This window comes from Actinoplanes sp. NPDC049681, from assembly GCF_044465265.1.
GTDB lineage: Bacteria > Actinomycetota > Actinomycetes > Mycobacteriales > Micromonosporaceae > Actinoplanes.
On sequence record NZ_JBITLP010000004.1, the window covers coordinates 377,095 to 394,655 of the forward strand.

The window sequence follows — 17,561 nt, forward strand, 5'->3', positions numbered from 1 at the left end:
GACCGCAGGTCGAGCACCGGCTGACTGTGAAGGACGCGACGGATGGGCTGGGCGGTGCACGGTAAGTGCGCTTCGGAGCGGTGCTCTCACCTGCGGGTGGGCGGCGACGCCGGGTTCACGCTGCTCGAGCTGATGGTCTCGCTCGCGATCCTGTCCGTGGCGGTATCGATCTTCATGACCGGCCTTGTCCAGATCTTCCGGAGCACGTCGAAGATCGAATCCGCCTCCATAGCGCAGTCGCAGGTGGAAACCGCGTACGACCGTCTGGACCGCGAGGTCCGCTACGCGTCGGCGCTCAGCATCCAGGACGTGGTCAACGGGGACCCCTACATCGAGTACCGCACGGAGAACAGCGGCGCCTCTCTGTGCACAGAGCTGCGGTTGCACGTTGCTGATCAGCAATTGCAGCGCCGTACCTGGGTCGACGGGCCCGCGCCGATCACGCCGACCCCGTGGGTTCCGCTGGCGTCCGGCGTCAGTGGCGCGCATCCGTTCACCTCTTTTGACGCGGACGGCACGAACGACTGGCAGCGGTTGACGATCGATCTCACTGCCGTTGCGGGCGGCGAAGGCGGCGTCACCTCGAAGTCGCTCACGGTCACGTTTACCGCACTGAACACGTCGCGCAACACGTCGCGCATCGGCGTATGCGCCGCAGGACGGACGGTCCCATGATTCTCCGGCCTTTGTTCCAGGGCAGGGACCGCGACGACGCCGGGGCCCTCTACATGTACGTGCTGCTCACGCTGGTCGGCACGACGCTCAGCGCCCTGCTGCTGCCCATCGTCCTCGCCCAGGTGAGCTCGGCCCGTCGTGCGACGCAACGCGACCATGCCCTGCACGCGGCTCAGGCCGGCCTGGACGTGGCGATCGGACGCATCCGGGCGGCGCACGACCCAACCGGCACCGGCGTGAAGGCAAAACTGCCGTGCGGGCCATTGGTCGGCAACGTGGATCCCACCGGAGCGGCCCAGTACGACGTCACCATCGTTTATCTTCCCAGCGATCCGCAGGGCCGACCCGAGAGCTGGATCAGCACCAACAAGATGTTCTGCGTGGAGGGCAGCGGCCCCTCATCGGTTCCCGGCTTCGCCCTGCTGATCTCCAAAGGCACCGACCGGGGCCGCGGGGCCCGCACACTGCGCGGCACGTACGTGTTCAGCACCAACACCAGCAGCCCGGGCGGGATCGTACGGGCGTACTCCTCGAACCCCTCGGTTCTGTGGTGCCTGGACGCCGGCTCGGGTACCCCGGCGGCGGGTGATGCGGTGAACATACGGAAATGTCTCGCCGGCTCCCCGGCGCAGCTGTTCGCCTACACCGACGATTTCACCCTCGTACTGGTGGCGTCCAAGACCGCGGCCAGGCCACTCGGCATGTGCCTGGACACCCTGGATGGCAAAGCGGCGTCCGTCGAGGGCAATGTGATCCGTTTCCAGCCGTGCGGCGCCGCCGTTCCGCCGTACCAGCAATGGAGCTACCGGGACGACTCCCGCACCTTCCGTGGCACCAATGACGGCCACTCGATCAACTCCTTCTGCCTCACGGTGCAGTCCCCGAACACGGTCGGCAGCCGGCTGGTCCTCGGAAGTACGTGCAGCCCGCTCGCGAACCCGCAGACGACGTTCTGGCCGCCGACCAACCTCACCACCGGGCCACTGAAGGACCTCGCCGAAAACTAGGCGGATCGCGTTCAGCTTCGGCGGTGAGTCGCCGATAAACATCGAGCGAGCCGACGGGTCTCGCTCAGAGCGGAGGGGTGATGTCGACGGGTTCTGAGCCCGGCGCGGTAGCTCAGCGGACGCCGCCCCCCGGTGATGATGCCGGATTCACCCTGGTAGAGGTCGTCGTCGCCATCGGCCTGCTCCACGTCCTGCTGGTCGCACTGACCATGTTCTACATCAGAAGCAGCGCCGTCGATCAGCACCACGGCCGCCGCCAGCAGGCGGCGCGCATCGCCGCCGACGCGATGGAGAGGGTACGCGCCCTCGGCGGCAGCTCGGTGTGGCACAACCGCGACGACAAGAGCGTCCACGAACAGCCTTGGGCTCAGGGCGTCGATGCGTACGTGTCGAAGGTTGACGACCTCGCCGTGGATCCTGAAGCCGCGGTTGGTGCCGGCGCCAGCGCCCCTGTGCCCACCAGTGTGGTCACGGTCTCGCAGTCCGGCACCGATTTCGAGCAGCACTGGTATGTCGCCAGGTGTTGGCAGATCGGCACGTCCACCGACTGCAAACCCACCAACGAGGGCGCGTCCACCGCCGTACCGTTCCTGCGCGTCGTCGTGGCAGTGACGTGGCACGACAAGGAGTGCGCCGGTGGGATCTGCGACGTCATTTCTTCGACGTTGGTCAGCGACGATGCCGACCCGATCTTCTACGTCGCTCCACCGCATACCCTCACCAAGCCGGACATCTATTTCCTCGCGGACACCACCGGCAGCATGGGGTCGGCGCTGAAGAACGTGGCCCTGAACGCCGGGCAGATCCTCGACCAGGTCGACGCGGTGGCGACCGAGCCGCGCTACGGCGCCGGACAGTACCGGGACTTCCCCGTGCAACCGTTCGCCTACCGCACGGACGCTCCGATCCCCGCGACGGATGACCGCGGCGCGTCCGCCAAGGCCGCGATCAACACCTGGGCGGCCTCCGGGGGTGGCGACACCCCTGAGGCGAACCTGTACGCCTTGCACAAACTCGTGTCGGACGCGAAGTTCCGCACCGATTCCAGCCGGATCGTGGTCTGGTTCGGCGACGCGCCCGGCCACGACCCGGTGTGTTCAGCCGTCTCCGGCCAGGCCACCGTGACGGAGGCGTCGGTCACGGCCGAACTGGTCAGTGCGAAGGTCAAGGTGATCGCTGTTTCCACCACCACGGGCCCACCGGACGGCCTCGACGACAACCCGGCCAGCGGAGCCGGAAACGGCTACCCCTCCAAGTGCGGCAGCGTGGGCGGCAAACCGGGCCAGGCAAGCCGCATCGCGGCGGCGACCGGCGGCCGGTTCTTCAAGGACGTACAGCCGAAGGACGTGGCAGACACGATCATCGCCGGCATCTCGAGCCTGCGCTGACGGTTGGTCGCACGAGGCGACATGGTGGTGGGCCCCGTTAAGGACGACCGCGAATGCGGCGACTTCGACCGACAACCCGTCACCTGAACCGTCAGCATCGGGTAGTGCGGGGGTCGAATATCGACCTGGTCGCGGCGGCGTCAGCGGCCGGGGCGACCGCCGGTGTAGAAGACACCGGCTCGGCCCGCGGCGCGCGATGCGTACGGCGGGTTCACGAGCAGGGTCCAACCATGAGACCGACAAAGGCACGTGGATGACCCGCATCGGCGGCGAGCTGACGATCTCGTCGGTACGGCGGAGGGCGTGCAGGTGTGTAAGGCTGCGATCGATGTGGCGAAGCACGCGCCTGAACGTCGGGCTGCGATGATCCGCAGGCCGGTGACCGTCCGCGGGAGTCGCTCGCTGCCCTGCACGGCAGACACCCGGCTACTTACGTTCGCGCGATGGTCTCCGCCCTTCGGTCGTCGACGCCCGCCTCGGCGTGAGTGTGCGAGGGATCCGGTGACTTGCCCCGGCGAACTACACAGAGGCGGCGATGGATTGACCACAGTTCACGGTCGTTTCGACACGGACCGCGGCGTGAAGACGCGTCCGATAATGCAAGGGTTCATCGCGCTGCAACCCATCGGCGAACTACGGCAAAGTCCGCGTCGGTAAGACCGATGAACGGGTCGATGCGGTGTAACAGAGCCCTACCGCGATAGTGGGCGTCAACCCACCGGCGGTCAGCGTCACCGATCTCGTCGTCGAGCCAGACGAACGGGCGCCCACCAGCCCACTCGGTAAGGCATCGTGTCTTCCAGTGCCGCCCGTGCTGAGGCTCTTCCTCGTCGTCTGGAAACTCAACGACAGGTAACTCCGGGAGCCCAAGCCTTGGCGCAACTACCGTGTTCGCGTCCGTCATCCACGTCGTCGCCCACACCAGCCGGCACCCCAGCGCCAGCAGCCTGCGCCCGTCCGCCGGGTTGAGCCGACCTATCAGCGGGTTGCCAGAGGTGTTCTCACCTGCCGGGCCCCGATCGAATGCGACCGCAGGTTCCGCTGGCCGCGCCCGGAAGGGGATCAGAGGGCCGTCTACGTCCAAGAACAGCAGCGGGTCATCAAGGGCGGCCATTGTCCTGGCAACCTACCGCGCTGAGGCACGACAGCATCACCCTGCAGGCGCGCGGTCGGCGGCAGATCAGTGCATCCGCTCAGGAACGTTCCGTCGGCCAGGAATTTGAAGCGCTCGCGCCTGTTGAGGAACGTTCCTGGGGTCGACGACCAGAGAACTGTTAGTGTTCGCACTTCGCGTTCCGCTATGGCGACAGCCGCGCAGACCGACCTGTTAGCCGATTCTCTTGCCGCGGGCAGCGGGCACGTAGCAACGTTCTGGCAACTCAGTTTCGCTACATGCAGTCGTGTGACTACCGATGGTTCGCACCGTCCCCAGATCATTCCCCGGACGGAGCGCCGCCACATGCGTCAACGTCGACTGACCGCCGCTGTTCTGTCCGCTGCTGCGGGCCTCACCGTCACTAGCCTGCTCACCGGTGCTGCCAATGCCTCGAGCGTGTCGTCGCCCGGCAAGGAGGCCCCCACCGGTACGCCGACAAAGTCGAGCGACTCGCCCACCCTGCCCCCTTCGCCCACGGCGATCCCCCGGCCGGCACTGATCAGTGGTCAGATCACCGCGGTCGACGCGACGAACGGCACCATCTCGATTGCCACCGTGCTGAACGGCAAGAACGTCACGATCACTCTGAAGGTCGGCGTGAACACCACGGCCCTGGTCGACGGTGTGCCGACCACCCTGGCGAACGTTCCGGTCGGTGCGCAGGTGCAGGTCGGCGGCAATGACGGCGGTCCGCTGTTGAGGGTGACTTCGCAGCCCAAACCATTGCGGTGGGAAGGCACGCTGATCAGCGTGGACGGCACCGGCGGCACCGTGAGCGTGAAGCTGGCGACCGCGGCGGTGACCCTGCCGGTGGGCGCGGGCGCGAAAGTCCTTCTAGACGGCACTCCCGTTGTTCTGGGCGCGCTGCCGGTCGGCGCGATGCTCCGGCTTTCCGGAACGGAGACCGGCACGGTGCGGTTGATCACGATGATCGAGGCCCGTTCGGCGCAACCCACTGCAACACCGAAGCCGACGACGTCGGAACCTCCCAAGCCGGCTGTGACGGCTGCTCCCAAGCCGAAGACGTCCGAGCCTTCGAAGCCGGCCGCGACGACTCCGCCCAAGCCCACCACCTCCGAAACTCCCAAGCCGGCTGTGACGGCCGCTCCCAAGCCGAAGACGTCCGAGCCCTCGAAGCCGGCCCCGACGATCCCGCCCAAGCCCACCACCTCCGAAGCTCCCAAGCGGAAGTGACCGCACTTCCCGACAGAGCCTGGCGGGCTGCCACCGCAACTTCATCGAGACCCGGACCTGCGTGATCTGGCCCGGACGTCATGGCGGGGGTCATGGGCGAACTAGCGGCAGATGGGGACGCCTGACCACGCGGCGACGTGCTTTAGTCGGCGGTTCAATACGCCAGACTGCTGAGGACGCCGACCGTCAAGCGTGACGGGCCTCGTCTGCCAGCGGGCGCAAACGGTGGCTGTCCTGCGACTCAATCTCATCGGCATGTCCGGGTGGGCGGGCGAGTCGCTGCCGGTCCTATGCCCTGCTGACGGGAAGTGCTGATGTCGGCAGGCCTCGGGGTCTCAGGTCCCGGAGGCCATGGAGGCGGAAGGATGTCGTTGGGGTGCCGGTCGAGGTTTTGCGGGCACGGTCGTAGCGCATCGTGGTTTCGGGTCGGCGTGCCGGGCGGCGATTTGGACGTCGCGGAGGCTGACCCCAGCGTCGAGCATGGTTGTGACGAAGGGGTGCCGCAGCACGTGCGGGTGCATCCGTGGCATCCGGATCCCAGCCGTATCGGACAGCTGCTGAAGCCGTCGGGTCGCGGCGTGCCGGTCCATCCGCCGGCCAACGGTGTCGCGCAGGATCGGCCCCTGCGCCTGGCCTTCGATGGCGTGCTCGATCGCGCAGGCGACCGCCGGCGGCAGCGGGGTCAGGACGGTCTTGTCGCCCTTGCCGCGGACTTTCAGGACGCGGTGGCCCATGCTCTTCGCCGAGGTCGGCGATGTCCGCGCCGCAGGCTTCGAAGATGCGGAGCCCGAGAAGACGAAGCATCGCGATCGGGCGAAGTCGTTGCGGTTGGCTGACAGCCGCGCGGTGGTTAGCAGGGCCTCGAACTGCAGGTGCCCGAGGCCAAGGGGGAGTGAGTCCGTCAGGATCTGGTCGATGATGCAGACTCGGTCGAAGCCGACCACGATTGACAGCCGCCCGGGAGACGGTCGAGGGCTGGTAGCGGCGGTGATGCGGACGGCGATGGTGAATCGTGAGCAGTGCTCTGGTCCCGGTCCTCGATAAGCGGCACTTATCGGCGGATGCCGCACTCGTATTGGACTCGGTCCGCCTCCCGGCTCGACGCTGTGTGCATGATCGGTGATCGGGAGGCCCATGTGGCGGGCGGTGCAGGTGGTCCGTTGGCGCTGCTGCGGACGGGGGCCGCGGCGGCCGCCCGCGACGATCGGGAGGCGGCCGAATCGGCCTACCGGGCGGCCGCGGCCGCGGGGCATCCCGATCACACCGCCAACGCCTGGTTCAACCTTGGCACGCTGTACCAGCGGCACGGTGACGCCACGATGGCCGTCACCGCGTACCGCGTCGCGATCGGGCTGCGGCATCCGCAGTTCAGCCCTAAAGCGGCGGTCAACCTGGGCTACGTGCTGTTCACCGAGCTCGGCGACATCGCCGGGGCGCGGACGGCGTTTGCGGCGGCGATCGCCTCCGGCCATCCGGTGCAGGCGCGCCTTGCCGCCGACAACCTTGCGGCGATGGAGCAGATCGCCGCCGCCGACCACCTGGAGCCCCTCGACGACGGCGTCAACGTCGCCGACGGGCGCGGCCCGGGCAGGCTGAAGTTCCGGATCTGGCGCCGGCCCGAGGAATGACATGTGGATCGCCGTCGCTGCCATGATCATCTCGACGGTGTTGACTGGCGTGCTCCTGCTGGGATCATGGCCCGACCCCGGCCGCCGCGCGACCTACAACGGGATCGTGGTTGGCAAGGAGACCGAATTCCAAATCGACATCACCTACGGAGGCGAAACGGTGTACGTGCTCATGCTCGATGTCGGCCGCCCCAGGCCGATCGGTCGCCTCGTGCCGCAGGATCTGTACGACCGTGCCCGCCACGGCGACCGGGTAATCAAACTGCCGGACGCCCAACCCGTACTCGTGCGGCGTCGCCGATGACGGCGATGCGCTCCCCCGGGGCGGCCGCCGGCCGGGCGGTCGCATACGCGCGAAGCGGCGCAGCCGGTTCAGCAGCCAATCCGCGCGGCCGCCGGCGCGACTCCGTACAGCCACACATCGAAGCGGGCCGGGACCGAAGCGGGCTGGTACCGCTGCCAGCCCAGCTTCGCCGTGTCCGCCTGCGGAAGCACGAAGTCGACCGACGAGGCGGAGGAGGAGCAGGCCGCTCGGGAGGAACGGCCGAAGCTACGGTGCCTGGCCGCGGCGGCGGCCGGAGGCCTCCTGCTCGGCGGGCTGGTCACCGGCATCACGATGACCCTGCGGTCACACGCCCGAGCCAAGAAGTCCGCGGCAAAGAGGACGTCGCACGACGGTACGCCGATCGCGGCGCCAAAAGCGCGGACGGCTGTCGTCGACCGGGCTCGCCTGTTGTCGGTTGACTCTCCTCTTACGGGAGGGTGCAAGCTGTCCGGGTGGCAGAGCTACTGACGGTCGGGGAGTTCTCCCGGCTGACCCATCTGACGGTCAAGGCGTTGCGTCACTATCACGATGTCGGAGTGCTGCAGCCGGCGTGGATTGATCCGTCGACGGGCTACCGCTACTACACGGCGGAGCAGGTGGAGCCGGCTCAGTTGGTGCGCCGGCTGCGCGAGGTCCGGATGCCGGTGGACGGCGTACGACGGGTGGTGTCGGCGGCCGATCCGACAACTCGGGACTCGGTGATCGCCGATCATCTCGACTTCCTGCGGCAGGAGCTGGCCGTGACCGCGGCGGCGGTCGGGTCGTTGCGGGCGCTGCTGACCGGCGGTTCCGCCGGTGACCTGGTTTTCCGGCAAGCTGACGAACAGCAGTGTCTGATGATCGACAGTCATGTTGATCAGGAGGGTCTTACTGCGTGGTGCGCACTGGCCTATCCGTTGCTGTACGCCGTGGCAGGCCGATGGGGTCTGACGCCGGGTGGGCCCTGTGGTGCCCTGTATGCCTTCGAGTGGTTCCAAGTGGGGGGCCAGGTGACGGCGTTCCTGCCGGTCACGGCGCCCGTGGACGGCGAGCGCGTCGGGCGTCCGGACGGCGGTGGGGTGCGGTGGGGTGTGCTTCCCGCTCAACGGTTGGCGGTCGCTGTACACGCCGGGCCGTGTCGCGATCTGGACCGCACCTACGGCGCTCTGGGGCGTCAGGTGCTCGAACGCGATATCGGTGCCGCCGGGCCGGTCCGTGAGCTCTACCTGGTCACGTCTGCCGACACCGACGATCCGAGCCAGCTGCGGACCGAGGTGTGCTGGCCCGTCATCGGCCAGTCACTCTGAGCACCCCCGCGTCGTACGTCAATCAGCAACCTCGTTGAAGGAGCCCCTGATGCCCCTGTCGATCGTACAAATCGTCATTGACTGCGCTGACGCTCAGAAGTTGGCCGACTTCTGGGCACAGGCCCTGGACCGTCCGGTGGACCCGGCCGCCAATGCGGACTTCGCCACCATCGGTCACGGTGCCTCAACCAGTGGCAGCGCCCCGGCACTGATGTTCATCAAGGTTCCTGAGCCGAAGCGCGGCAAGAACCGTCTGCATTTCGATCTGGCCGCTCGTCAGGTGCCGGACTGGCAGAGCGAGGTCGAGCGGCTGCTCACCCTCGGCGCCACCCGAATCGACGAACATCGAGAATTCGGCTGGCACTGGATTACCATGCGTGACCCGGAAGGTAACGAGTTCGACCTCGGTGCCGGCGCCGCGACCGCATAGCCTATCGACGCCGGCCCACGCTGTGCTCGGTCATCCCTTGCGGCGGTGGGGGGCGCACAGTTTGTAGGTGCCGATGAGGCTCGCGATCAGCAGCGCCATGGTCCAGGGCATGAACAGCACCGGGAAGATTCCTTCCTCGAGCGGCCCGATCTGCCGGCCGGAGTCCGGTTCGCGGGCGGCCCGCAGCGTGAAGACGGCGGCGAACAGGCCCAGAACGAACGCGAGTGCGGCAGCAGTCCGCGCGGCGGGGTGGCGTGGGCCGTGGAATCCGCGGATACCGGGGACGGCGGTGAGCAGGACGAGCGCTCCGGTGCCGTATCCGCCTGCTGCCCCCAGGTAGTCGCCCCGGGTGTAGTTACCTGCCATGGCCGCGGACAGCCAGACGGGGAAGTAGCCGACGATCAGGCCGTTGAGCGCGGTGCTGGGAATGAGGACCCACCACCACACCGATCGCTTCGGTCGTTTCACTCACCACTCATCGTCGTAGCCCGTCGCGACCTGTGCGATTTCGGCTATGAATGCATGGTGGATGACCTTGTGCAGTGGCTGCGGCAGCAGCTCGACAACGACGAGCGGTCGGCCGAGATCGTGGATGGGCTGGAGCTGGGCCTGCCGGACGCGCCGGAGGGGCACGGGCCGATGTTCATGTCGCCCGAGCAGTACGTGAACGCTCTCGGCCTCCTCTCCGGGGAGCGGATCCGGGCGGACGTGGCGGGCAAGCGGCGCATTCTCGACCGGCATGCCGAATGCGGCACCGGCCACGGGTATTGCGACAGCCGACACCGCAACACCCCGGCCTGCCCTGACCTGCTCGATGTCGCGGCCACCTTCGCGTACAGGCGAAGTTTCCGGCCGGAGTGGCTGCGCTGATCAGCTCGGGGGCCGACGGTGTGGCGTCCAGCGGACGTGGACGGGCTGGTCGGTCTCGTTCCGGAGCAGTGCCAGGCGCGGGGGGATCTTGTCGGTGCGGGATGTCGGGGGCTTGCGGCTGCCGGCCTGGAACTGGACGGGCCATGCGGCTGCCTCGCCGCGGTAGTTCTGGTCGGCGGCGGCGTGCAGGGTCCACTGCGGATCGTAGAGGTGGGTGCGGCCGAGGGCGCACAGGTCTGCCCGGCCCGCGAGCAGGATGGAGTTCACGTCGTCGTACGAGGAGATGGCGCCCACGGCGATCACCTTCGCGCCCGCCGGGGCCGCTACGAGCTGGCGGATCCGGTCGGCGAACGGGGTCTGGTAGGAGCGGCCGTACGCGGGTTGCTCCTCCTCGGTGACCTGGCCGGACGAGACGTCGATGGCTGCCGCCCCGTGTTCGACGAAGGCTCGGGCGATCTCGACGGCGTCGTGTTCGGTGTTGCCGTCGGGGACCCAGTCGGTCGCGGAGATGCGTACCGTGACCGGGATTCGCCCGGGGACGGCCGCGCGGACGGCGTCGAAGACCTCCAGAGGGAAGCGCAGGCGGTTGGGCAGTGGGCCGCCGTACTCGTCGGTGCGCTTGTTGGCGACGGGGGAGAGGAACGAGGACAGCAGGTAGCCGTGCGCCGCGTGGACCTCGACCAGGTCGAAGCCTGCGGAGACGGCGCGCCGGGCGGCGGCGACGAAGTCCGTGACCACCTTGTCCAGGTCGGCGCGGTCGGCCTCGCGGGGCAGGTGGCAGCTCTGACCGTACGGCAAAGGCGACGGGCCGATGACCTCCCAGTTGTTCTCGGTCAGGGGCTGGTCCATGCCCTCCCACATGAGGCGGGTGGAGCCTTTGCGGCCGGAGTGGCCGAGCTGGACGCCGATCTTTCCCGTCGTCCGCGAGTGCACGAAGTCGGTGACCCGCCGGTACGCGTCCCGCTGCTCGTCGTTCCACAGGCCGGTGCAGCCGGGGGTGATCCGGCCCTCCGGGGAGACGCAGACCATCTCGGTCATGACGAGCCCGGCTCCGCCGAGGGCCTTGGAACCGAGGTGGACCAGGTGGAAGTCGTCGGGTAGGCCGTCGGTCGCCGAGTACATGTCCATGGGGGAGACGATGATCCGGTTCTTCAGGCGCAGCGGCCCGATGGTGACCGGCTGGAACATCGCGGGTACGGCCTCCCGGGCCCCCGCCGCCTCGGCGAACGCCGACTCGATGCGGCGCGCGAAGTCCGCGTCGCGCTCCTTGAGGTTCTCGAAGGTGATGCGCCGGGATCGGGTCAGCAGGTTGAAGCAGAACTGGGCGGGCTCCTGGCCGGCGTACATCCCGATGTTCTCGAACCATTCGAGCGAGGCCTGCGCCGCGCGCTGAGTCGACTCCACCACCGGCTTGCGTTCCGTCTGGTACGCCTGCAGCGCCTCCGCCAGCGACGGCTGCTCGTGCAGGCATGCCGCCAGGGCCAGGGCGTCCTCCATCGCCAGCTTCGTGCCCGAGCCGATGGAGAAATGCGCGCTATGTGCCGCGTCCCCGAGGAGGACGACGTTGCCGTCGTACCAACGCTGGTTGCGTACCGTGGTGAAGTTGAGCCATTTCGAATTGTTGGTCTGGATCTCGTGCCCGGCCAGCTCGGTGGCGAAAGTGTCTTTGATCTTCTTGATGGCGTGGTCGATGTCCAGCGCGTCGAATCCCGCGCGCCGCCACACGTCCTCGTGCATCTCGACGATGAAGGTGGACCCCTTGTCGGAGTACGGGTACCCGTGGATCTGCATGGTGCCCCACTCCGTCTGCTTGACGAAGAACTGGAACGCCTCGAAGACCAGGTCGGTGCCGAGCCAGATGTACTTGTTCGCCCGGTGGTCGAGCGTCGGCGCGAAGGTGTCCGCGTACTTGGTCCGGATCTTGGAGTTGATGCCGTCCGCGGCCACCACGAGGTCGTAGGACGTGCGCAGCTGGTCGGCGTCGGGAGCCTCCGTCCTGTAGTGGACCGAAACGCCGAGGTCAGCGGCGCGCTGCTGGAGCAGGTGCAGGAGGTCCTTGCGGCTCATGGCGGCGAAGCCCTGGCCGCCGACCGTGAACGAATGCCCGTCGACGTCCACGTCGATGTCGGTCCAGCGGGCGAAGCGGCGGGCCATCTCGTCGTGGATGAACGTGTCGGCGTTCTCGATGCCGCCCACCGTCTCGTCGGAGAAGACGACGCCGAAGCCGAAGGTGTCGTCGGGGGCGTTGCGTTCCCAGACGGTGATCTCGTGGTGCGGGTCCAGCTGCTTCATCAGGGCGGCGAGGTACAGCCCTCCAGGGCCGCCGCCGGCAATGGCGATTCTCACGCGGGCTCCTGCTCTCGTTCGACCTGCTGCCGCAGGACGTAGCGCTGCAGCTTGCCGCTGGCGTTGCGGGGGAGCGACTCGCAGAAACGGATCTCGCGGGGGTATTTGTACGGCGCGAGCTGCTGCTTGACGTAGTCCTGGAGCTTCCTGGCCATCGCCGCGTCACCGTCGACGCCGTCGGTCAGGACGACGAAGGCGCACACGATCGAGCCGCGGTCGGCGTCGGGCTTGGCGACGACCGCGGACTCCGCGACGTCCGGATGGGTGTTGAGGGCCGACTCGACCTCCGGCCCGCCGATGTTGTACCCCGAGGAAACGATCATGTCGTCGGTCCGCGAGCAGTAGTAGAAGTAGCCGTCCTCGTCGGTGTAGAACGTGTCGCCGGTGACGTTCCAGCCGCCGTCGACGTAGCCGGCCTGGCGTTCGTCGTCGAGGTAGCGGCAGCCGACCGGGCCGATCACGGCCAGCCGGCCCTTGACGCCCGGCGGCAGTTCCTCGCCCTCCGGCCCGAGGATCGTCGCCCGGAAGCCCGGCACCGGCCTGCCGGTCGCGCCCGGCCGGATGTCGTCACCGGCCGCGGAGATGAAGATGTGCAGCAGCTCTGTGGCACCGATACCGTCAATGATCTTCAGCCCGATGGCGGCTTCCGTCTCGTCGCGGACGCTGCGCGGGATGTGCTCGCCCGCGCTCACGGCCACCCGGAGGCCCCGCAGCCGGTCGATCTTGCCGGCCTTCAGGATCTGACGGTACGCCGTCGGCGCGGTAGCCAGCGCCGTGATCCCGTGCTCCGCGACGAGATCGGCGAGCTGTGTCGGAGTCGCGCTCTCCAGCAGGAAGACGCAGGCGCCCGCCCGGAACGGGAAGACCACGAGCATGCCGAGCCCGAAGGTGAACCCGAGCGGGGCCGTACAGGTCACGACGTCGTCGGCGGTGAGCTTGAGCACCTCCTGGCCGAAGGTGTCGTCGATGGCCAGCAGGTCGCGGTGGAAGTGCGTCGTGATCTTGGGTGTGCCCGTGCTGCCCGAGGTCGGGCCGAACAGGGCGACGTCGTCGGCGGCGGTCCGGACGTCCGCGAACTCGCCCGACTTGGCGGCACAGCGGGCGGTGAGGTCGTCAGCGCCGGTGCCGCCGAACGGCACCACCGCGACGGCCTCCACGTCCGTCGTGAACCGGTGGTCGACCAGCGCTATCGCCGGTCGGGCCTTGGCGATGACCGGGGAGAGGTCGCGGGCCCGCAGCGCCGCCATCGTCGTGACGGCGATGCCGCCGGCCTTGAGCACCCCGAGCCAGCAGGCCACCAGCCAGGGGTTGTTGGGCCCTCGCAGCAGGACGCGGTTGCCCGCGACGAGGCCGAGGTCCTCGACGAGCACCTGGGCCACCTGGTTGGCCCGTCGCCGGAGTTCGCCGTACGTCCACATCTCGCCCTTGTCGGTGCGCAGCGCCGGGCGATCGGGACCGAACCTCGCGACCGCGACATCGATGAGCTCGGTGGCCGCGTTGAGGCGCTCCGGGTACCGCAGGCGGTCGGTCGTGAACTCCAGCCGCGGCCACCGGTCGAACGGCGGCAGGTGATCCCGGGCGAAGGTGTCGGTGTGTGCGGTGGGTGAGAGCTGCATCGGGGGTCCCTTCCAGGGGGTCAGGACGCGCGGATCATGCCTTCCTGCACGACCGTCGCCAGGTGTTCTCCGTCGCGGGTGAAGAAGCTGCCCTGGCCGAGTCCGCGCCCGGAGCCGGCCGGCCCCGCCTGCTGCGCGTAGAGCAGCCAATCGTCGAGGACACCCTCGCCCGGGGCGCGGTGGAACCACATCGCGTGGTCCAGGCTCGCGGTGACCAGCCCCGGCCTGGCCCAGGGCAGGTCGAGCACGCGCAGCACCGGTTCGAGGATGGTGTAGTCGCAGACGTACGCCAGGGCCGCCAGGTCGCGCTGGGTACGGGTCAGACCCTCGACCGGCCGCAGGGCGTCGTACGGCTTGACCCACACCGCCTGGTACGGCGCCCGCTCCCCGTCGACGGTCAGGTAGACCGGCCCGGGCAGGTGCCGCATGTCAAAGCTGCGCCCGCCGCTCCAGTACGCCTTCGACTCCTCGGTCATCGTCCCGCCGTCGCGCGGGGCGAGGTATTCCGCCGAGGTGGGCAGCGACTCGGGGCCGGGAACATCGGGCGGCCGTACCGCGAAGCTGCCGCCCGGTTCTCCCTTGGCGAAGGAGGCCAGGGCCACGTACACCGGCTTGCCCGACTGGAAGGCGCGCACCTGCCGGGTCCCGTAGCCCCGGCCGTCGCGCAGCAGCTCGACCTCGTAGCGGACCTCGGCACCGATGTCGGCCGGGCGCATGAAGTACGAGTGCATCGAGTGCAGCGTCTTGCCGTCCTCCGCGCCGTCGGGAACCGTTCGCATGGCGGCCGCGGCGGCCGCCGCCACGAGGTCGCCGCCGTACGCCTTGGGCCACGGGCAGGGCTGGGTGACCGCGGTGAAGGCCACGTCGTAGTGCTGCGGCTCGGTCTCCTTCAGCGTGATGGCGGAGGTGAACGTCGCCGAGGTCGCGGTCACGGGCGCTCGGTCCAGTCGATCAGCGCCTCGTCCGCGACGTCCTCGAGGTTCACGACGATGTTGTCCGGCGTACGGGTGGTCATCCAGGTGAGCGGCCGGTTGCGGTCCAGGTTGCATTCGACGTGGGGCATGAAGGGCGGAACGAAGACCCAGTCGCCCTCCGCCATGTCGATGTAGTCCTGGAACTTCACTCCGAAGTAGATGCGTGCGCGGCCGGACAGGACGAATCCGCCGGTCTCCGCCTCGCCGTGGTGGTGGGGGACGGACCGGAAGCCGGGTTCGTTGCTGACCTTGCCGAACCAGAGGCGTCGCGCGGGCGTGTGCTGAGGGCTCACGCCCGCGATCCGCGTGGCGCCCGCCGACTGACCGGTCAGGCTGGACTCGAGGCCTCCCCGGGTCACCACCGGCACGACCAGGCCGCCCTCGGTGGCGTACATCGAATTGTCGGTCGGCTGCATGCTCGACTCCTAGTCGTTGTGGAAGACGATCCGGTTGCGCAGGACGCCGATCCCGGTGATCTCGGTTTCGAGCACAGCGCCGTCGGCGAGGAAGGCGGGAGGCGTCATACCCATTGCCACCCCGCCGGGCGTGCCGGTCAAGACCAGGTCGCCGGGGCGCAGGCGGGTGAAGGTCGACACGTACGCGACCAGCGCAGCGGCGTCGAAGACCAGCGACCTCGTGTCGCCCCGCTGGCGCTCCGCCCCGTCGACCCGGCAGACGACCTCGCAGCCGGCGGCCGGATCGATCTCGTCGGCGGTGACGACCACCGGGCCGATCGGCGTGCTGCGATCCCACGCCTTGCCCTGGAACCATTGCAGGGTCCGCGTCTGCCAGTCGCGGACCGACACGTCGTTGGCGACCGTGTAACCCCAGACGGCCGCTTCCGCCTCGGCCCGGCCGCCGCCACGGATCTCGGCGCCGACCACCACCGCCAGCTCGGCCTCCCAGTCGACCTGCAGTCCGGCCGGAAGCTCGATGTCGTCGGTCGGCCCGGTCAGGGTGTCGGCGTACTTGGCGAAGAGGGTGGGATGAGTGGGCAGTTCGCGGCCCATCTCGAGGATGTGGTCGGCGTAGTTCAGACCGCAGCAGATCACCTTGCGGGGCGAGGGCAGGGGCAGGGTCATCCCGGCCGGCTGCACCGGCTCGCCGATCAGGTCGGTCACGGCCCGCCCGGCGAACTCGTCGAGGTACGCGGAGAGGTGCGGCGCGGGCAGCCGTCGCCAGCCGTCGCCCGGGTCGGCCGCGGCCGTCGTACGGCCGTCGGACCCGGTCACCGTCGCGAGCCTCATGTGCAGTTTTTTTCACGCTCGTCAGCTAAAGTCAATAGACCAGACCCGACGGAGGCCCGATGACCCCCATCCCTGTCAATCCCGCCGCCCTGCCGGCCCCCAGCGGCTACTCGCACGGCACCCTGGCCGGCAACACGCTGTACCTGGGCGGCCAGACCGCCCTCGACCAGGACATGAAGATCGTCGAAGGCGGGATCGTCGAGCAGTTCCGTCAGGCGTTCGGAAATGTCCTCACCACGCTGCGGGCGGCGGGGGGCCGGCCGGAGGACCTGGTCACCATCACGATCTATCTCACCGACATCCCGGACTACCAGGCGCACGGCAAGGAGATCGGCAAGGTCTGGCGCGAGCTCGCCGGGCCGGTCTATCCGGCCATGGCCGGCATCGGCTGCACCGCGCTGTGGCAGCCGGAGGCGCTGATCGAGATCCTGGGCGTCGCCGTCATCCCCGACGAACGGCTTGTCCGGCCGTGACGGCGCCCATCACGTCGTGACCCCGGTCATCACCGAGCCGGCGAAACGGTGCGCGGGCTCGGTGAGCCGGTCCTTCAGCGCGTCGAACAGGGCGGCCGCGCGGACCCCGTTCCAGTCGCGCGGCAGCAGCTCCGGCGGCAGCCCCGGATCGAGGAAAGGAAGCCGCCGCCACGCGGTCAGCGCCCGTACGTAGTCGTCGAACGCCTCCCCGTCGCCGCCCGCGGCGCCCCTCTCCCAGCGGGCCAGCACCGGATCGAACGAGTCCAGGAACTCGCCGTAGAGCGACTGCAACCCGTCCAGGTCCCACCAGCGGCCCACCAGCTCGGCGACGTCCCCGAAGGCCAGGTAGTCGGCGTCGAACAGATCCACGTACGCCGAAAGCGCGTAGCGTTCCAGCACCTCGCGGGTCTCCTGGCGCAGGTGACGGGGGGCGATCCACACCCCCGAGGCCACCGTGCCGAACCCCAGCCAGCTCAGCCGTGAGCGCAGCACGTGCCGCTGCTGGCGCTGAGACTCGGGAACGCTGAAGACGGCGAGCAGCCAGCCGTCCGCCAGCTCGGCCCGCTGCCGGCCGAAGATCCGCTGGTCACCCTCGTCCAGGATGCCCCGCGCCTGGTCGGACAGGCTGTACCCGGCCGACCCGCCCACCTTGCGGGCCTCCAGCAGCCCCCGCCGCTTCAGCCGCGAGATCGCCGATCGCGCCGACGACGCGTCGATCTTGAGTCGCTCCATCAGCTGGATCAGGGCGGACACACTGATCCAGCCGCCGGCTTCCCGCGCGTACAGCCCGTAGATCGTGACGATGAACGCGCGGGGCCGGGTCGACTTCGGCTCCGCGTCCTCGGTCGCTGCGTTCACCATCGTCACGAGGACACCATAAGGGCCGCGGGTCGCGGCCGTTGCGGGCCCCGGCGAACCGGCCCCGTCGTGGGCGATCGGCACCGAC

At 68.8% G+C, this 17,561-nt stretch carries 19 protein-coding genes; 10 read left to right on the plus strand and 9 right to left on the minus strand.

The features are described from left to right. The first annotated feature begins 42 nt into the window (after positions 1 to 42). The 3 genes from ACIBO8_RS16160 (at position 43) to ACIBO8_RS16170 (ending at position 3,070) form a co-directional block, all read left to right on the plus strand. Positions 43 to 675: a type II secretion system protein J gene (locus ACIBO8_RS16160; RefSeq protein WP_396115989.1), complete on the plus strand. Its 633-nt coding sequence runs from the start codon at positions 43 to 45 to the stop codon at positions 673 to 675. Continuing rightward, a complete protein-coding gene (locus ACIBO8_RS16165; RefSeq protein ID WP_396115990.1) occupies positions 672 to 1,682 on the plus strand; it encodes an RICIN domain-containing protein in 1,011 nt (336 codons plus the stop codon). The genes ACIBO8_RS16160 and ACIBO8_RS16165 overlap by 4 nt, the downstream gene beginning before the upstream one ends. Positions 1,683 to 1,762: 80 nt before the next feature. Next, positions 1,763 to 3,070, plus strand: a complete 1,308-nt coding sequence (locus ACIBO8_RS16170) for a hypothetical protein (protein WP_396115991.1) — start codon at positions 1,763 to 1,765, stop codon at positions 3,068 to 3,070. 607 nt (positions 3,071 to 3,677) lie between these two features. On the opposite strand, the gene ACIBO8_RS16175 is transcribed toward ACIBO8_RS16170, so the two are convergent. Then, the gene (locus ACIBO8_RS16175; protein ID WP_396115992.1) at positions 3,678 to 4,184 is read right to left on the minus strand and encodes an HAD domain-containing protein; all 507 of its coding nucleotides are present in this window, start codon (positions 4,182 to 4,184) and stop codon (positions 3,678 to 3,680) included. 186 nt (positions 4,185 to 4,370) lie between these two features. Between ACIBO8_RS16175 and ACIBO8_RS16180 the strand changes: the two genes are divergently transcribed. Next, entirely contained in the window at positions 4,371 to 5,420 is a 1,050-nt protein-coding gene (locus tag ACIBO8_RS16180; protein WP_396115993.1) for a hypothetical protein, read from the plus strand. Positions 5,421 to 5,755: 335 nt separating this feature from the next. Here ACIBO8_RS16180 and ACIBO8_RS16185 read toward each other — a convergent pair whose 3' ends face one another. Continuing rightward, on the minus strand, positions 5,756 to 6,364 hold the full coding sequence (locus tag ACIBO8_RS16185; protein WP_396115994.1) for a tyrosine-type recombinase/integrase: 609 nt from the start codon (positions 6,362 to 6,364) through the stop codon (positions 5,756 to 5,758). A 168-nt stretch (positions 6,365 to 6,532) separates the two neighbouring features. On the opposite strand from ACIBO8_RS16185, the gene ACIBO8_RS16190 reads away from it, so the two are divergent. From ACIBO8_RS16190 to ACIBO8_RS16205, 4 genes are all read left to right on the plus strand, one after another. Then, positions 6,533 to 7,048 carry a tol-pal system YbgF family protein gene (locus ACIBO8_RS16190; RefSeq protein ID WP_396115995.1) on the plus strand — a complete coding sequence of 172 codons (516 nt, stop codon included), beginning with the start codon at positions 6,533 to 6,535 and terminating at the stop codon, positions 7,046 to 7,048. A gap of 1 nt (position 7,049) precedes the next feature. Further along, positions 7,050 to 7,352 (plus strand): hypothetical protein, encoded by a 303-nt coding sequence (locus tag ACIBO8_RS16195; protein ID WP_396115996.1) that lies wholly within the window; start codon positions 7,050 to 7,052, stop codon positions 7,350 to 7,352. Between the two features lie 458 nt (positions 7,353 to 7,810). Continuing rightward, the gene (locus ACIBO8_RS16200) at positions 7,811 to 8,659 is read left to right on the plus strand and encodes a MerR family transcriptional regulator (RefSeq protein ID WP_396115997.1); all 849 of its coding nucleotides are present in this window, start codon (positions 7,811 to 7,813) and stop codon (positions 8,657 to 8,659) included. Between the two features lie 49 nt (positions 8,660 to 8,708). Then, positions 8,709 to 9,089 (plus strand): VOC family protein, encoded by a 381-nt coding sequence (locus ACIBO8_RS16205; RefSeq protein WP_396115998.1) that lies wholly within the window; start codon positions 8,709 to 8,711, stop codon positions 9,087 to 9,089. A 30-nt stretch (positions 9,090 to 9,119) separates the two neighbouring features. Here the strand turns inward: ACIBO8_RS16205 and ACIBO8_RS16210 are convergent, their stop codons facing one another. Further along, positions 9,120 to 9,557, minus strand: a complete 438-nt coding sequence (locus ACIBO8_RS16210; protein WP_396115999.1) for a hypothetical protein — start codon at positions 9,555 to 9,557, stop codon at positions 9,120 to 9,122. Positions 9,558 to 9,611: 54 nt separating this feature from the next. On the opposite strand from ACIBO8_RS16210, the gene ACIBO8_RS16215 reads away from it, so the two are divergent. After that, entirely contained in the window at positions 9,612 to 9,959 is a 348-nt protein-coding gene (locus ACIBO8_RS16215; RefSeq protein WP_396116000.1) for a DUF6221 family protein, read from the plus strand. Here the strand turns inward: ACIBO8_RS16215 and ACIBO8_RS16220 are convergent, their stop codons facing one another. From ACIBO8_RS16220 to ACIBO8_RS16240, 5 genes are read right to left on the minus strand one after another with little or no spacing between them, the layout of a single operon-like run. Then, the gene (locus tag ACIBO8_RS16220; RefSeq protein WP_396116001.1) at positions 9,960 to 12,305 is read right to left on the minus strand and encodes a bifunctional salicylyl-CoA 5-hydroxylase/oxidoreductase; all 2,346 of its coding nucleotides are present in this window, start codon (positions 12,303 to 12,305) and stop codon (positions 9,960 to 9,962) included. Then, positions 12,302 to 13,921 carry an AMP-binding protein gene (locus tag ACIBO8_RS16225; RefSeq protein WP_396116002.1) on the minus strand — a complete coding sequence of 540 codons (1,620 nt, stop codon included), beginning with the start codon at positions 13,919 to 13,921 and terminating at the stop codon, positions 12,302 to 12,304. The genes ACIBO8_RS16220 and ACIBO8_RS16225 overlap by 4 nt, the downstream gene beginning before the upstream one ends. Positions 13,922 to 13,941: 20 nt before the next feature. Next, positions 13,942 to 14,853, minus strand: coding sequence for an acyl-CoA thioesterase (locus ACIBO8_RS16230; RefSeq protein ID WP_396116003.1), 912 nt, complete (start codon positions 14,851 to 14,853; stop codon positions 13,942 to 13,944). Continuing rightward, positions 14,850 to 15,311 (minus strand): cupin domain-containing protein, encoded by a 462-nt coding sequence (locus tag ACIBO8_RS16235; protein WP_396116004.1) that lies wholly within the window; start codon positions 15,309 to 15,311, stop codon positions 14,850 to 14,852. Before ACIBO8_RS16235 ends, ACIBO8_RS16230 begins: the two co-directional genes overlap by 4 nt. 9 nt (positions 15,312 to 15,320) lie before the next feature. Continuing rightward, positions 15,321 to 16,142 (minus strand): fumarylacetoacetate hydrolase family protein, encoded by an 822-nt coding sequence (locus tag ACIBO8_RS16240; protein WP_396116005.1) that lies wholly within the window; start codon positions 16,140 to 16,142, stop codon positions 15,321 to 15,323. A gap of 59 nt (positions 16,143 to 16,201) precedes the next feature. Between ACIBO8_RS16240 and ACIBO8_RS16245 the strand changes: the two genes are divergently transcribed. Then, positions 16,202 to 16,615 (plus strand): RidA family protein, encoded by a 414-nt coding sequence (locus tag ACIBO8_RS16245; protein WP_396116006.1) that lies wholly within the window; start codon positions 16,202 to 16,204, stop codon positions 16,613 to 16,615. Between the two features lie 9 nt (positions 16,616 to 16,624). Here the strand turns inward: ACIBO8_RS16245 and ACIBO8_RS16250 are convergent, their stop codons facing one another. Beyond that, a complete protein-coding gene (locus ACIBO8_RS16250) occupies positions 16,625 to 17,476 on the minus strand; it encodes a PaaX family transcriptional regulator C-terminal domain-containing protein (RefSeq protein WP_396116392.1) in 852 nt (283 codons plus the stop codon). Positions 17,477 to 17,561: the final 85 nt, after the last annotated feature.